We start from the raw sequence: 15,129 nt of genomic DNA, 5'->3' as shown, positions 1-15,129 counted from the left end.
GCTCGTGCTGGGCACCTTCATGGCGACGCTGGACAGCACGATCGTCTCGGTCGGCGTGGAAACGCTGGCGGAGCGGTTCGACGCGTCCGTCGCTGAGGTCCAGTGGGTCACCACGGCGTATCTGCTCGCCGTGGTGACCGCCGTGCCCGCGTCCGGCTGGCTGGCCGCGCGGTTCGGCGGGAGGCGGACGTGGCTGACCGCGGTGGTCGTCTTCGTGGCGGCGTCGGTGTGGTGCGGGCTGGCGGATTCGTTGCCGATGCTGGTCGGGTTCCGCGTGTTGCAGGGGCTGGCGGGCGGGGTGCTGCCGCCGACCGGACAGGCGCTGCTGGCGCGGGCGGCCGGTCCGGAGCGGATCGGGCGGCTGATCAGCGTCGTCGGCGTGGTGCCGTTGCTGTCGCCGGTGCTGGGTCCGTTGGCGAGCGGGGCGATCCTCAGCGTCGCGGACTGGCCGTGGCTGTTCTACGTCAACCTGCCGGTCGGACTGGTCGCGGTCGTGCTGGGACTGCGTTATGTCGCGGCGGACCGGCCGACCGGCCCGCGGGAGCCGTTCGATTTCCGCGGCGCGGCTTTGCTCTCCCCAGGCCTGGCTTTGGTGGTATTCGGGCTGACTGGGTTCTCCGACGGTTGTCCGCAGCTGGTTTCCTCTGCGGCGGTCGTGGTGGGTTTGCTGATGGTGGCTGCGTTTGTCCGCCACGGTTTGCGCGCGCCGGCACCCTTGCTCGATCCGCGATTGTTCACGCGACCGCCGTTCGGGGCTGCTGCGCTCGCGTTGGTGGTGCTGGGTGCTTCGGTATTCGGCACGATGTTCTTGCTGCCGTTTTATTTGCGGCGCGGTGCCGGATTGGGCGCGTGGGACACCGGATTGCTGTTGGTGCCACAGGGAATCGGCGCGGCCGCGGGCTCGGTGCTGGTGCATCGCCTGGTGGACCGGACTGCTCCGCGGACGTTGGTGCTGTCCGGAATCGTGCTGGTGGCGAGCGGAACCGCCGCGTTCACTCAGCTGGGGCCGGAACTTCCGGATGTCGTGCTGGTCATTTCCTTGCTGCTGCGGGGATTCGGAGCGGCGATGATCAGTGCGCCGGTGCTGGCGCTGGTGTACCGCAGCCTGGAGAAAACCCAGCTGCCGAAAGCGGCCGGCGCGCTGAATTTGCTGAACACCCTGGGCGGTTCGGTCGGGACCGCTGTGCTCGCGTTGCTCCTGCAGACCCGCTTGGCCGCACGGGGCACCGACGTCGCGGCGGCCTTCGCGGACACGTTCTGGTGGGTGCTCGGACTGGTCGTGGTGGCGGCTGCCGGGGCGGCGAAGTTGCCGAAGGAAAGGAGCCGGTAGATGCAGGACACGTTGCCCAGCCCGGCGGAGGTGGCCGCGGGAGCCGCGCCGGACGTCGCGCGGCACCGCGAGACGGTCTCGGCGGTGCTGGCCCGGCGAGATCCGCGGCTGCTGGTGATCGTGGGTCCGTGCTCGGTGCACGATCCCGCCGCGGCACTGGACTACGCGGCGCTGCTGGCCGATGCGGCGGCTCGGTACTCCGACGATCTCGTGGTGGTGTTGCGGGCCTACCTGGAGAAACCGCGGTCGGTGACCGGGTGGACCGGATTCCTGCCGGACCCGACGCTCGACGGCAAGGGCGATCTCGCCGCCGGGGTCCGGCTGGGCCGGCAGTTCCTGCTCGACGCGGCGGCGACCGGGTTGCCGCTGGCGTACGAGTTCGTGGACCCGGTGCTGGCGCCGTATGTCGCGGACACGGTGAGCTGGGGCGCGATCGGGGCGCGGACGGTGGCGAGCCAGCCGCACCGGCAGCTGGCGTCGTGGCTGCCGATGCCGGTCGGGATGAAGAATTGCGTGTCCGGACGGCTGGGACCCGCGGTGGACGCGATCCGCGCGGCCGGGGCGGCGCACGCGTTCCCCGGGCTCGGCGGGGACGGCCGGATGAAAACCTTGCGCAGCAGCGGAAATCCGGACGCGCACCTGGTGCTGCGCGGAGGCCCGGCGCCGAATTACGACGCCGCGTCGGTCGCGGAGGCGATGAAGGTGCTCGGCGAAGCGGGGCTCCCGCGAAGAGCGGTGGTCGACGCTTCGCACGGAAACAGCGGGAAGGACCACAATCGGCAGCCGGGGGTGATCGCGGACGTGGCGGAACAGGTTCGTGCCGGGGCGGCGCTGGCCGGGGTGATGATCGAGTCGTACTTGCGCGACGGGGCGCAGGACCCGGACCGGGTGCCAGCCGACCCGGCGGTGAGCCGGACGGATCCGTGTCTCGGGTGGGAGCGGACCCTGCCGTTGCTGGAGTCGCTGGCTCTGGCCAGCCGGGCGCGGGCCGCGCGGGTGTGCTCGGCGCCCTGACGGCAGCCCGCATGAACCGAGCGCGGGTCAGGGCAGCAGATTGGCCCGGCGAGCGGCGTTGACGGCCTGCAGGCGGGTCTTCGCGTCGAGCTTGCGCATCGCGTTGCGCAGGTAGCTTTTCACCGTCTCCGGTCCCAGCCCGAGGGCTTCGGCGATGTCCGCGTTGGTCTGCCCGGCCGCGGCTCCTTCGAGGACGTCCAGTTCGCGCGCCGACAAAGACGGCTGCGGCCCGCGGACCGGGTCGCCGGTCAACGTCTGGCACACCGCGTCGATCCGGGCGCGCAGCTGCGGGTCCTCGATGGCGGCGGCGATCCGGCGAAGCTCCGCGTGGCTTTCCCGGACCGCTTCCAGCTCGGCCGGCTTCCCGGACGGCACCGCCTCCGGGCGCGGGGCGAGCAGGTCCAGCCGCCGGTGCACCTCGGCGCGCACCGCCAGTTCCTGTTCCAGGTCCCGGGCCACTTCGACCATCGCGGTCACCGACCGGTCGCCGAAGCGGACGTGTTCGCGGACCGCGCCGTACAGCACCGCCCGGACGGTCCGCTGCACGATCACCGGCACCGCCATCACCGAGCGCACGCCCTCGGCCCGCACGGCCCGGTCGAAGTGGTGGCTGATCGCGTCGCTGGTGTAGTAGTCCGGCAGCACCACCGGTTTCCGCACGCCGATCGCGCGGCCGCCGAGGCCCTTGCCCTCCGCGACGACAAGGCCGAGCAGCGACGTGGTGGTGTTGCCGATCAGTTCGGTCATCCGCAGCCGCTTGCCGTCCGCGACCTCGCCGCCGAACGACAGCGGCACCCCCGCCGCGCTGCGGAGCCGGGCCAGGGCGCGGCGCACTTCGGCGGCGGTCTCGGCGGCACTCGTCACGGCAGGCACCCCACTTCGGCGGCACGGAGGCTCCGGCAGGAGGTGCGAGTCTACCCAGCCGCGTCGCCGTTGTCGCCGCTCGCCGGTCGAAACGCCTGGTCAGGGCACCGCACCCGGGACGGCTACCCCTGTTCGGGGGTGGCCGGCCCGCTGGCCTGCGGTGACGATGTGCCGACACCGGCCGACGATGACCGTGGAGCAGCCCCGTGAGCCCTGAACGCACCCTGTTCGACCTGTTGCAGACCTATGCCGCCCCGGACGCGGACGCGACTCATCTGCTGTGCGGCCGGCACCCGGCCGACGCCGTCGCGTTCACCCTCGTCGAGGCCGACCTCAGCAGCCGCGACCTCACCTACGGCCAGCTCGAGGCCGCTTCCGCCCGGTTCGCCGCCGCGCTGGCCGCGCACGGCGTGCGCCCCGGCGACCGGGTCGCGACGCTCATGGGGAAATCCGCCGAACTGGTCACCGCGCTGCTCGCGATCTGGCGGCTCGGCGCGGTCCACGTGCCGCTGTTCACCGCGTTCGCGCCGCCCGCGATCGCCCAGCGGATCATCGGCAACGGGACGCGCGTGGTCGTGGTCGACGCGGGTCAGCGCGCCAAGCTCGACCCCAGCGAGGACCTGCCCGCCGACCCGGCGCGGATCATCGTGACGACCGGCGAAGCGTCCGGCGCCGACCTGTCGTTCGAGGCGCTGCTGGACGAGCCGCACCCGCTGCCCGACCCGGTCGCGGTCGGCGGCGACGGCACGCTCGTCGAGATCTTCACCTCCGGCACGACCGGCACCCCGAAGGCCGTGCCGGTGCCGCTGCGCGGACTCGCCGGAATCCACTCCTACCAGGAGTTCGGCCTCGACCAGACGGACGAGGACGTCTTCTGGAACGCCGCCGACCCGGGCTGGGCGTACGGGCTGTACTTCGCGCTGCTCGGCCCGCTCGCGACCGGAAGGCGCAGCCTGCTGCTGCACGCCGGGTTCAGCCCAGAGCTGACCTGGCAGGTGCTCGAACGCTTCGGCGTCACCAACTTCACTGCCGGGCCCACGGTGTACCGCGCGCTGCGCAGCTCGGGCCTGCCGGTGCCGGCCGGGCTGCGGCTGCGGCACTGCTCGTCGGCCGGGGAGCCGCTGACGCCGGACGTCGTGACCTGGGCCGAGGAGGTCCTCGGCTGCCCGGTGCGCGACCACTACGGCCAGACCGAGACCGGCATGGTCGTCGGCAACGCCTGGCATCCGCACCTGATCGCGCCGGTCAAGACCGGTTCGATGGGACGGCCGCTGCCCGGGTTCGCCGTCGAGGTGCTGAAGGCGGGCAGCGACGAGATCGCCGAGGTCGGGGAGACCGGCCGCGTCGCGATCGACGTGCCCGCCAGCCCGCTGATGCCGTTCTCCGGGTACCGCGACGCCCCCGAGCGGACCGCGGAACGCTTCAGCGCCGACGGCCGCTGGTACTACACCGGCGACATCGCCGCCCGCGACCGCGACGGCTACCTGACCTTCGGCTCGCGCGACGACGACGTGATTCTGATGGCGGGCTACCGGATCGGCCCGTTCGAGGTGGAGAGCGCGCTGACGCAGCACGAAGCCGTCGCGGAAGCCGCGGTGATCGGCGCGCCGGACGAACTGCGCGGCGAGCTGGTGGTGGCCTACGTCGTGCTGAACCCCGGGGCCGAGGGCTCGGACGAGCTCGCCGACGAGCTGAAGCAGACGGTCAAGACCCGCCTGGCCGCGCACGTCTACCCGCGGCGGATCCACTTCGTGGCGGAACTGCCGAAGACGCCGAGCGGGAAGATCCAGCGTTTCGCCCTGCGCTCCCGGGAGCTGAGCACGGCTTCGAGCTGAGTTTTCCCGCGGCCGGTGCCACACTGGCCCGATGCCGCCCGACCTGCACGGCCGGGTCGCCCTCGTCGCGGGGGCGACCCGCGGTGCCGGGCGGGGAATCGCCGCTGCCCTCGGCGAGGCCGGAGCGACGGTGATCTGCACTGGCCGCAGCAGCCGGACCGGGCTTCGGCGCTCGGATTACGACCGGCCGGAGACTGTCGAGGAAACCGCTGCGCTGGTCTCCCAGCTGGGCGGCGCCGGCGTTCCGTTCGTCGCCGACCACCTGGACCACGACGACGTCCGCCGGCTGGCCGCTTTCGTCCGCGCGGAATACGGGCGGCTTCACGTGCTGGTCAACGACATCTGGGGCGCGGAGCGGCTCAAAGGCGGTCCGGCGGACTGGAACACGCCGGTGTGGGAGCACGACCTCGACGCCGGGTTGCGGATTCTCCGGCTGGGAGTGGAGACGCATCTCGTCACGTCGCATTTCCTGCTGCCCCTGGTGATCCGGGAGCCGGGCGGGCTGGTGGTCGAGGTCACCGACGGGACTTCGGCGCACAATGCTTCGCGCTACCGGATTTCGGTGTTTTACGACCTGGCCAAGGCTTCGGTGAATCGCTTGGCTTTCTCGCTGGGCCACGAGCTGGCGGCGGATGGCGGCACGGCCGTCGCGGTGACGCCGGGATGGCTGCGGTCGGAGATGATGCTCGACGCTTACGGGGTGACTGAGGAGAACTGGCAGTCGGCTTTGGCGGCGGGTGCTCCGGAGGGGTTCGCGGAGTCGGAGTCGCCGCGGTACGTGGGCCGCGGGGTGGCGGCGATGGCAGCTGATCCGTCGCGGCACCGGTGGAACCAGCGCTCGGTGAGTTCGGCGGAGCTGGCGCGCGAGTACGGGCTGACGGATCTGGACGGGCGGCAGCCGGACAGCTGGGGCTAGGCGTACTGCTGCCGGCTGACTTCGCGAAGCGCGGCGCTGACCCGCCAAAGTGTGACGCTGGTCCGGCCGTAGCCCGTTCGACCTCGGCGGGCTGCCCGGACGAGCGGCTTTCTCATCGCTCTCACAGGGTCCCCGGAGTACACCGGGTGCGCCGGAGGGAGGAGCGGTGAGCGATGGAGCGCGCGAACGGGCACTGGGCCGAGCGGATCGGCGTGGTCGCGCTGGTCGCGGTCCTGCTGGGCGGGGCCGCATACGGATGGGCGCAGCTGCGCGCGCTGCTGTCCGGGGTGACGACGTCCACCGCGCTCGACGGGCGGGCCCGGCCGGGCGGGGACACGAACATCCTCGTCATGGGGCTCGATTCGCGGCTCGACGAGCGGGGCGAACCGCTGCCCGCCGAGCTGTACGAGCAACTGCACGCGGGGGACGAGCACGTCGGCGGATACCACACCGACGTGCTGATGCTGCTGCACGTCCCGGCCGACGGCGGGCATCCGACGGTCATTTCGATCCCGCGAGACGATTACACCGACCTCGCCGGCTGTCCGGACGGGGTGTGCCAGGGCAGGATCAAGGAGGCTTACGGGTACGCGTTCGCCGCGGAGTCGAAACGTCTTGCCGCGCAAGGCGTCACCGAGAAAGCGGCTCGCGAACAGCGGTCCCGGGACGCCGGCCGCGCGGCGGAAGTCGCGACGGTGCGCCAGTTTCTCGGCGGGGTCGCGGTGGACCATTTCGTCGAAGTCACCCTGGTCGCGTTCTATCAGCTGGCTCAGGTCGTGCAGCCGATCACGGTGTGTTTGACCGAGGCCACGAGCGACAGTTTCTCCGGAGCGGATTTCCCGGGCGGGCAGCAGCGGATTTCCGCGGCGCAGGCGACGGCGTTCGTGCGGCAGCGGCGCGATCCGCGGCACGAGTTCACCGACCTGGACCGGGAACGGCGCCAGCAGGCGTTTCTCGTTTCGGTGGCGCATCAGCTGAAAGAAGGCCGGGTGTTCGGGGATCCGGGGAAACTCGGACAGCTGGTTTCGGTCGCGAAGCAGAATGTCGCGATCGATTCCGGGCTCGACCTGAACGCGCTGGCACGGCAGGCGGAATCGTTCGCCGGCGGGGATCTGACGCTGGCGTCGCTTCCGGTCGAAAGGGTCGAAAAAGACGCGCGGGGCGAGGACATCGCCATTGTGGATCCGGGGAAAATCCGCGCCGCGGCGGCGCGGCTGCTCGGCCGGACGGTCCCGCCGCCGCCCGCCGCGACGGCGGGGCCCGCGGTGGACGTCGTGAACGCGAGCGGCCGGGAGGGCGCGGCCGCTCGCGTGCTGAAGGCGCTCCCGTCGCGGGGATACCGCGCCGGGCACACGTCCAACGCGCGGCACACGCACCGCACTGTGGTCCGTTACGGGCGCGGGGATTCCGCGTCGGCGGCGAAGCTCGTGGCCGCGCTCGGCGGAGGATACGCGGTGAGCTACGACGGCGCGCTGGCCGCGGGGGAGCTGAAACTGGTGCTCGGCACTGATTTCCGGGAGACGGCCGACCAGGTTGCCCCGGTGCCGGTGGCCCCGGTTTCGCCGGCCGACGAATTGTCCGGAGGCGGGGTGCCCTGCGTGCGGTGAACGGGAGAAGCACAACGTTCCTGTGAACCTGTTGAGAACGAATTCCGAAATTAACTCTGCCGAGTGACCTCGGCGGCACTGCGTCCGCTAATGTCCGAACTCGCGTGACGAGCCGCACAATCGTGGCTGGGGGATTGCCCGATATCTGTTCTTGTTCCGATTTCAGCGCCGGAGAACGGCGCTGCTGCTTCAACCCGGCCTCACGCCGCCCATTGTTGAGTGGCTCCGGCCGGTTTCGTGACTCCTGTTCTCCTGGAAAGAGGTTTCCTGTGACGCTGGACGCGGATCGGGTGCGCACCGTCGCGCCCGAGAGGCTCGCCGAAGAGGCTGCGGCGGTTTACCGGGCGGGTCCGGCTCCCGCCGCGCGCACGCTTTACGACATTTTCGCCGAAACCGTGCGCAAACACCCGGACGCGCTCGCGCTGGACGACGGAACCGAGCGGGCGACGTACCGCGAGTTCGCCGCGCAGGTGGAAGAACTCGGCGGACGGCTTCGCACCGCCGGGGTCAAGCCGGGCGACCGGGTGGGCATCCGGATGACTTCCGGCACCGCGGCGCTGTACCGCGCCATTCTCGCCGTTCTGTCCACCGGAGCGGCCTACGTGCCGGTCGACGCCGACGATCCCGCCGACCGTGCCGAAACAGTCTGGGCCGAAGCCCAAGTGAGCCTGGTCCTCGGCGACGCCGGTCTGCCGCGATCGCGCGGACCGCAGTGGCCGAGGGTGCGCCCGCAGCCGCGGGACGACGCGTGGATCATCTTCACCTCCGGTTCCACCGGCAAGCCCAAAGGCGTCGCCGTCACGCATCGCGCGGCCGCGGCGTTCGTGGACGCCGAGGCCCGACTGTTCTGCACCGCGCGGCCGCTAGGCCCGGGCGATCGCGTGCTGGCCGGGCTGAGCGTCGCGTTCGACGCGTCCTGTGAGGAAATGTGGCTGGCGTGGCGGCACGGCGCGTGCCTGGTCCCGGCTCCGCGCTCGCTCGTCCGCGCGGGCGCGGACCTCGGGCCGTGGCTGGCCGAGCGCGGCGTCACGGTCGTGTCGACGGTGCCGACGCTCGCCGCGCTGTGGCCGGTGGACGCCCTGGCCGGCGTCCGGCTGCTCATCCTCGGCGGCGAAGCGTGCCCGCCGGAAGTCGTGTCGCGCTTCGACGACGGCAAACGGGAAATCTGGAACACTTACGGCCCAACGGAAACCACCGTCGTCGCGTGTGCGCAGCGGCTGCGCGCGGGGGAGCCGGTGCGGATCGGGCTGCCGCTCGACGGCTGGGAACTCGCGGTCGTCGACCCGGAGGACCCGGCCGGCATTCCGGTGCCGTGGGGCCGCAGCGGCGAGCTGGTGATCGGCGGGGCCGGCCTCGCGCGGTACCTCGACGCGGCGAAGGACGCGCAGAAGTTCGTCCCGCTGCCGGGACTCGGCTGGAGCCGCGCGTACCGCAGCGGCGACCTGGTGCGTGCGGTGCCGGAGGGCCTGGAGTTCGTCGGGCGCGCGGACGGCCAGGTCAAGATCGGCGGACGACGCGTCGAGCTGGGCGAGATCGACGCCGCGCTGCGTGCCTTGCCCGGGGTGGCCGCGGCCGCGACGGTGGTGCGGCGCACGGACAGCGGCGCGCAGGTGCTGGTCGGCTACGTGGTGCCGGAGGGCGAGACCCTCGACCGCGCCGCCGCGCGCAGCCGTCTGCGGGACCGGCTGCCCGCGGCATTGGTGCCCCGGCTGGCGTTGGTGCCGGAGCTTCCGGTGCGCGCGTCGGGCAAGCTCGACCGCGACGCGTTGCCGTGGCCGCTGGAGGAACCGGCCGCCGCGCCGGTGGCGCCGTCCGATCCGAAGCTGGCTTGGCTGTTGCGGGTGTGGTGCGAGCACCTCGGAACCGCGGCCGGGCCGGACGACGACTTCTTCGACCTCGGCGGCTCGAGCGTGACCGCGGCGCGGCTCGTTTCCGTGCTGCGCGAACGGTATCCGAACGCGGCAGTGTCCGATGTGTACTCCTGCCCGACGCCGCGCGAGCTGTACGAACGTCTCGCCGGTGCGCCGGTCGAAACGGTCGCGGCGGAAGAGCCGCGGACGGCTCCGGTGCGCGGCAGCGGATGGTGGCAGGCCGGGGTGCAGCTGGTCCTGCTGGCCCTGTCCGGAATGCGCTGGCTGCTCTCGGTGTCGTTGCTCGGCTCGCTCGTTTCGCTGGTGCTGCCGGTGCAGTGGCTGCCGCGGATGTCGTGGTGGATCCTCGTGCCCGCGTGGCTGGTGCTGCTGAGCCCGCCGGGCCGGATGCTGCTCGCCGCGGGCGGGGTGCGAGTACTGTGCGGACGGCTGGCGCCGGGGGAGTACCGCCGGGGCGGCCTGGTCCACTTGAGACTGTGGACCGCGGAACGGTTCGCTGCCGTCGTCGGCCCGCCCGGGGTCGCCGGTACGCCGCTCGCCGCGCCGTATGCCCGGCTGCTCGGCAATCGGGTGGGCCGGGGCGTGGACCTGCATTCGCCGCCGCCGATCAGCGGCCTCGCCGACTTCGGCGCCGGATGCGCGATCGAGCCCGAGGCCGACCTGGCCGGATGGTGGCTGGACGGTGCGGTGCTGCGGGTCGGCCGCGTCCGAGTCGGCGCCGGGGCGCGGGTCGGCGGACGCAGCACCCTGCTGCCGGGCACGGACCTCGGCGCCGCGTCGGTGCTGTTGCCCGGCTCGACGCTCGACACCCGGGTGCCGGACGGCGCGGTCTGGGGCGGTTCTCCGGCCGGGCCTTCGGGGGAGCGTCCGTCGCGGCCGGCCGAGACGGCCCCGCGGGCGAAGCGGTACGCGCTGGCTTTCGCCCTCGGCGGGACGCTGCGGTCGATGTTCCTGTTCGTGTCCGCGCTTCCGCTGATCGCGGTCGCGCTGCTGCTGGTTCCCGCGACGGACGACCCGCGCGGCGCCGCGCTGGCGATCCTGCCCTGGACACCGTTGCTCGTCCTTGCCGGAATAGTCTTGTACGCCTTGACGATCGTCCTGCTCGTGCGGCTGGCCAGCCTGGCCGTGCGACCGGGGGTTCATCCGGTGCGGAGCCGCGCGGGCTGGGCGGCCTGGTTCGTGCACGAACTGCTGGAAATCGCCCGGCGGCAGCTGTTCCCGCTCTACGCCGCGCTGGCGACTCCGGTCTGGATGCGCCTGCTGGGCGCCCGGATCGGCCGCAACGCGGAACTGTCCACTGTGCTCAGCCTGCCGTCGCTGCTGCGGGTGCGAGACGGTGCTTTCCTCGCCGACGACGTCCTCGCCGCCCCGTACGAACTCGACCGCGGCTGGGTGCGGCTCGGCGTTTCGGAGATCGGCGAACGCGCGTTCGTCGGCAACTCCGCGGTCGTCGGTCCGGATCGGACACTCGGCTCGGGCTCGCTGGTCGGCGTGCTGTCCGACACCCCGGCCGAAGTCCCCGACGGCACGTCCTGGCTCGGCCGGCCCGCGTTGGAGCTGCGCCGGACTGCCGACCCCGTCGACCCCGCGCGCACCTTCGCGCCGCCGCGCCGGTTGAAGCTGGCCCGCGCGCTGGTCGAGTCCTGCCGGATCGCGCCGCTGCTGATCGCGGGCCTGCTCGGGCTCGCAGTGAGCGCGGTGCTGGCCGGAGCGGATCTCGCGGACGGCTTCTGGGTCGCCGCTGCTCTCGCCCCCGCGGTGTTCGTGTCGGCCGGTCTCTTCGCCGCGCTGCTGACGACGCTGATGAAATGGACGCTGGTCGGCCGGTTCCGGCCAGGACGGCATCCGCTGTGGAGTGCGTTCGTGTGGCGGAACGAGCTGTACGACACGTTCGTCGAGACGCTCGCGGTCCCGTGGTTCGCCGGATCGTTCCTGGGCACGCCGGTGCTGAACTGGTGGCTGCGCACCCTCGGCGCCCGCATCGGCCGCGGCGTCTGGTGCGAGAGCTACTGGCTGCCGGAAACGGACCTCGTCCGGCTCGGCGACGGTGCGGTGGTGAACCGCGGCTGCGTGCTGCAGACGCACCTGTTCCACGACCGGGTCATGCGGCTGGACCCGGTCCGCCTCGGTGCCGGCGCGACTCTCGGGCCGAGGGCGTTCCAGCTGCCGGGCAGCGGGATTTCCGACGGGGCCACGGTGGGGTCCGGGTCGCTGGTGATGGCGGGGGAGACCCTGCCCGCGCGAACCAGGTGGAGGGGGACGCCGGTGCGGCCGTGGCGGTGATGCGTCGTGAGTGTTGATGCCGGTTAGAACCGGAAGCAACACTCACGAGCCACCTACGGAAGCCGCGTATGCGCCGCCCCCTTCGCCACCACCGCCGCCGCATCCTCGGGCGAAAGCCCCGCCGCGGCAAGCACCTCCCGGGTATCCGCCCCCGGCGGCCGCGGCGGTTCGGCGGCGCACCCCGGCGTCCGGCTGAGCTTCACCGGCACCCCGACCCCGCGGTACCCGTCCCGCTCCACGACCATTTCCCGGTGCCGGACCTGCGGAGCGGTCATCGCCTCCGCGATGTCGTGCACCGGGGACGCCGGGACTCCCTTGGCCAGCAACGACTCGGCCAGGGATTCCCGTTGGTGCGGTCCGATCAGAACACTCAGCTCCGCCCGCAGCGCGGCGACGTTGCGGACCCGGTCGGCATTGGACGCGAACCGCGGATCGGAAGCCAGCCCAGGCGCGCCGAGCACCTCGGCCAGCGCCGCGAACTGCCGGTCGTTGCCCGCGCCGACGAAGAACAGCCCGTCCGCCGTCGGGAAAGTCTCGTACGGCGCGATCGACGGATGCGCCGAACCGGTCCGCCGCGGCACCGCGCCGTCGGCGAGCCAGGCCGCGGAATGCGGGTGCAGCAAGCTGATCACGGTGTCCAGCAACGAGCAGTCGACCAGCTGCCCGAGCCCGGACCGCTCGCGTTCGTGCAGCGCCAGCAGAATCCCGGAAAACCCGAGCAGCCCGGTCACCATGTCGACGACCGGCACCCCGATCCGCAACGGCGGCCCGTCCGCCTCGCCGTTCACGCTCATCAGCCCGCCGTAGGCCTGCAGCACCGCGTCGTATCCGGGCAGCCCGCCGAGCGGCCCGCCGGCGCCGAACCCGGTGATCCGGCAGTGGATCAGCGCCGGATGCTCCGCCCGGATCGTCTCGTCCGGCCAGCCCCAGCGCGCGAGCGTGCCCGCCTTGAAGTTCTCCACCACCACGTCCGCGCCGGCGAGCAGCGTGCCGAGCAGGACGCGACCGTCCGGACCGGACAGATCCAGCACGATGTTCTTCTTGCCCCGGTTGAGGTTCGCGTAGTACGCGCTCGTCCCGTCCGCGAGGAAGGGCGGGCCCCAGCCCCGCGTCTCGTCGCCCGAGGGCGATTCGACCTTGATCACCTCGGCCCCGTGGTCGGCCAGCATCTGCGTGCAGTACGGCCCGGCCAGCACCCGCGACAGGTCCAGCACCCGCAGGCCGTCGAGCGCGCCCATCAGTACGACCTCGGCAGCCCGAGCACGTGCTGGGACACGTAGTTCAGCACCATTTCCTGGCTGATCGGCGCGAGCCGCAGCAGCCGCGCCTCCCGGAAATACCGCTCCACGTGGTACTCCCGCGCGTAGCCCATCCCGCCGTGGGTCTGGATCGCCTGGTCGGCGGCCTGGAACCCGGCGTCCGCGCACAGCCATTTCGCCATGTTCGCCTCCTTGCCGCAGGAAAGACCGCGGTCGTAGCGCCAGGCGGCGTTGCGCGCCATCAGCTCGGCGGCGTCGAGCCGGGTCGCGGCCTCGGCCAGCGGGAACGCCAGCCCCTGGTTCTTCCCGATCGGACGGCCGAACACCTGCCGTTCCCCGGCATAGCGCACCGCCCGGCGCAGGGCGGCCCGGCCGATGCCGAGCGCCTCGTGCGCGAGCAGGATGCGCTCCGGGTTGAGGCCGTCGAGCAGGTACCGGAAGCCCTTGCCCTCCTCGCCAACGCGCGCCGATTCCGGCACCCGCAGACCGTCGATCAGCACTTCGTACGACGACACCGCGTTGCGGCCCAGCTTGGGGATCGCGCGCAGCTGCACCGCGTCGGACTCGATGTCCACGACGAACAGCGACATGCCGTCGGTCGGCTTCTCCACCTCGGCGCGGGGCGTGGTGCGGGCGATCAGCACCATCTTCTGGGACTGGCCCGCCTTGGTGATCCAGACCTTCCGGCCGTGCACGACATAGGAATCGCCGTCGCGGCGGGCGAAGGTGGAGATGCGCGTCGTGTCGGTGCCCGCGTCCGGTTCGGTCACGCCGAAGCAGACGTGCAGCGAACCGTCGACCGCGCCGGGCAGGATTTCCCGGCGCAGCTCTTCGCTGCCGTGCTTGACGATCGTGTTCAGCCCGAAGATCGTCAGGTGCATCGTGCTGCACCCGTTCATCCCGGCCCCGGACGCGGCCACTTCCTCCAGCAGCAGCGCGGCTTCGAGGATGCCGAGCCCGCCGCCGCCGTACTGCTGCGGGATCGCCATGCCGAGCCAGCCCGCGGAGGCGAACGCGTCGTAGAACTCGCGCGGGAACTCGGCCCGTTCGTCGCGTTCGGCCCAGTACTCGTCGGGGAACCGGGCAGCCAGCTCGCGCACGGCGCGCCGGATGTCCTCCTGGTCTTGGCTCAGCTGGAAGTCCACGGTGCTGCTCTCCATTGTGCGTATATGAGAACGCGATGTTCGGATATGCGTCCAAAGTAAGGCGGCGCGCGGCTCGGGTCAAGCGCCGTCCCGGGGGTCGCCGCGATAGGGTTCGCATCTACGAACGCAGGGGAGGCCGCCGTGACCGAATCGACCGCCAAGGCGCACCGGACGGTCGGTCGCGTCACCAGCATCCTGGAGTGTGTGGCGCGGCAGCCCGGAATGCGGCTGCACGAGCTGGCAGTGGCCCTCGACGCGCCGAAATCCTCGGTGTTCGGCCTGGTCAAAGGACTGGTGTCGACCGGCTACCTGATCGAGGCGGACGGGGCCTATCGGCTCGGTCCCGCGCTGGGGAACCTGCTCACCGGCGGCCTGCCCGGCATCGCGACCGCGGCCCGGCCCGCCCTGGAGGAACTGCGCCGCCGGTTCGGCGAGACGGTGATGCTCGGCGCCGCGGTCGGGGATTCGCTGATCTACGTGGACGCGGTCGAATCCGAGCAGCCGATCCGCTACTCGGCGCCGCTGCGCACCCGGCGTCCGTTGTATCCGCCGAGCGCGGGCAAGATTTTCCTCGCGTACTGGTCGGCTCGCCGCCGCGAGGCGTACCTGAAGTCGGTGCTGCCGGACGACGATCGCGTGCGCGCCGCGATGGAGGAACTCGACACCGTCCGCGCCAAGGGCGTCGCGCTCAACCGCGGCGAAACGCTGCCCGACGTCAGCGCGGCGGCGCGGCCGATCCTGGTCGACGGAGAGGTCGTCGCGGCGATCGCGGTCGCGGGCCCGACGACGCGGATTTCCGAACGGTTGCCGGAGATCGGCGACGCCCTCGCCGGTGTCACGGCGGCGGTCGTGAAGCGCTGGGAAGCCACGCGCCAGGGCTGAGCGCGCATTCCCGAGGGCCGTGTTCTCGGCGGGTTCGGCGACGCGGGATTTCCGAACGCCTGCCGGAGATCGGCCGTCTCGCGGCGGTGCCGGCCGAGCGCGGCGCGGTCGCGCATCAGGGCT

At 72.1% G+C, this 15,129-nt stretch carries 10 protein-coding genes; 7 read left to right on the top strand and 3 right to left on the bottom strand.

Annotation, left to right across the window (positions count from 1 at the left end):
• The first annotated feature begins 19 nt into the window (after positions 1–19).
• Together L942_RS32095 and L942_RS32090 are read left to right on the top strand one after the other, a co-directional pair.
• Positions 20–1,330 (top strand): DHA2 family efflux MFS transporter permease subunit, encoded by a 1,311-nt coding sequence (locus tag L942_RS32095; protein ID WP_081655319.1) that lies wholly within the window; start codon positions 20–22, stop codon positions 1,328–1,330.
• Positions 1,331–2,344: a 3-deoxy-7-phosphoheptulonate synthase gene (locus L942_RS32090; protein WP_037367566.1), complete on the top strand. Its 1,014-nt coding sequence runs from the start codon at positions 1,331–1,333 to the stop codon at positions 2,342–2,344. It begins immediately after the preceding gene.
• A 27-nt stretch (positions 2,345–2,371) separates the two neighbouring features.
• Here the strand turns inward: L942_RS32090 and L942_RS32085 are convergent, their stop codons facing one another.
• Positions 2,372–3,208: a helix-turn-helix transcriptional regulator gene (locus L942_RS32085; RefSeq protein WP_037367565.1), complete on the bottom strand. Its 837-nt coding sequence runs from the start codon at positions 3,206–3,208 to the stop codon at positions 2,372–2,374.
• 206 nt (positions 3,209–3,414) lie between these two features.
• On the opposite strand from L942_RS32085, the gene L942_RS32080 reads away from it, so the two are divergent.
• The 4 genes from L942_RS32080 to L942_RS32065 all read left to right on the top strand — a co-directional run bounded on the left by L942_RS32080 (position 3,415) and on the right by L942_RS32065 (position 11,720).
• Positions 3,415–5,043, top strand: coding sequence for an AMP-binding protein (locus tag L942_RS32080; protein WP_037367563.1), 1,629 nt, complete (start codon positions 3,415–3,417; stop codon positions 5,041–5,043).
• A gap of 31 nt (positions 5,044–5,074) precedes the next feature.
• Positions 5,075–5,959, top strand: coding sequence for an SDR family oxidoreductase (locus L942_RS32075; RefSeq protein WP_037367562.1), 885 nt, complete (start codon positions 5,075–5,077; stop codon positions 5,957–5,959).
• Between the two features lie 173 nt (positions 5,960–6,132).
• Positions 6,133–7,566 (top strand): LCP family protein, encoded by a 1,434-nt coding sequence (locus tag L942_RS32070; protein ID WP_037367560.1) that lies wholly within the window; start codon positions 6,133–6,135, stop codon positions 7,564–7,566.
• A gap of 269 nt (positions 7,567–7,835) precedes the next feature.
• Positions 7,836–11,720, top strand: a complete 3,885-nt coding sequence (locus L942_RS32065) for a Pls/PosA family non-ribosomal peptide synthetase (protein ID WP_037367558.1) — start codon at positions 7,836–7,838, stop codon at positions 11,718–11,720.
• 53 nt (positions 11,721–11,773) lie between these two features.
• Here the strand turns inward: L942_RS32065 and L942_RS32060 are convergent, their stop codons facing one another.
• Both L942_RS32060 and L942_RS32055 read right to left on the bottom strand, forming a co-directional pair.
• Positions 11,774–12,958, bottom strand: a complete 1,185-nt coding sequence (locus tag L942_RS32060; RefSeq protein ID WP_037367557.1) for a CaiB/BaiF CoA transferase family protein — start codon at positions 12,956–12,958, stop codon at positions 11,774–11,776.
• Entirely contained in the window at positions 12,958–14,139 is a 1,182-nt protein-coding gene (locus L942_RS32055) for an acyl-CoA dehydrogenase family protein (RefSeq protein ID WP_235079533.1), read from the bottom strand. The genes L942_RS32060 and L942_RS32055 overlap by 1 nt, the downstream gene beginning before the upstream one ends.
• Positions 14,140–14,265: 126 nt before the next feature.
• On the opposite strand from L942_RS32055, the gene L942_RS32050 reads away from it, so the two are divergent.
• Positions 14,266–15,006, top strand: a complete 741-nt coding sequence (locus L942_RS32050) for an IclR family transcriptional regulator (RefSeq protein WP_037367556.1) — start codon at positions 14,266–14,268, stop codon at positions 15,004–15,006.
• Positions 15,007–15,129: the final 123 nt, after the last annotated feature.

Origin of the sequence: Amycolatopsis orientalis DSM 43388 (genome assembly GCF_000411975.1) — a bacterium.
In the GTDB taxonomy this organism is placed as follows: domain Bacteria; phylum Actinomycetota; class Actinomycetes; order Mycobacteriales; family Pseudonocardiaceae; genus Amycolatopsis; species Amycolatopsis orientalis_D.
Note: the sequence above shows the minus strand (reverse complement) of the source record. Positions and strands in the feature narration are given on the sequence as shown.

Excerpts from the sequence above, each read along its gene's own strand:
- L942_RS32095 (WP_081655319.1), top strand. The coding sequence starts at position 20 with ATGGCGACGCTGGACAGCACGATCGTCTCGGTCGGCGTGGAAACGCTG.
- L942_RS32090 (WP_037367566.1), top strand. The coding sequence starts at position 1,331 with ATGCAGGACACGTTGCCCAGCCCGGCGGAGGTGGCCGCGGGAGCCGCG.
- L942_RS32075 (WP_037367562.1), top strand. The coding sequence starts at position 5,075 with ATGCCGCCCGACCTGCACGGCCGGGTCGCCCTCGTCGCGGGGGCGACC.
- L942_RS32070 (WP_037367560.1), top strand. The coding sequence starts at position 6,133 with ATGGAGCGCGCGAACGGGCACTGGGCCGAGCGGATCGGCGTGGTCGCG.
- L942_RS32060 (WP_037367557.1), bottom strand. The coding sequence starts at position 12,958 with ATGGGCGCGCTCGACGGCCTGCGGGTGCTGGACCTGTCGCGGGTGCTG.
- L942_RS32055 (WP_235079533.1), bottom strand. The coding sequence starts at position 14,139 with ATGGAGAGCAGCACCGTGGACTTCCAGCTGAGCCAAGACCAGGAGGAC.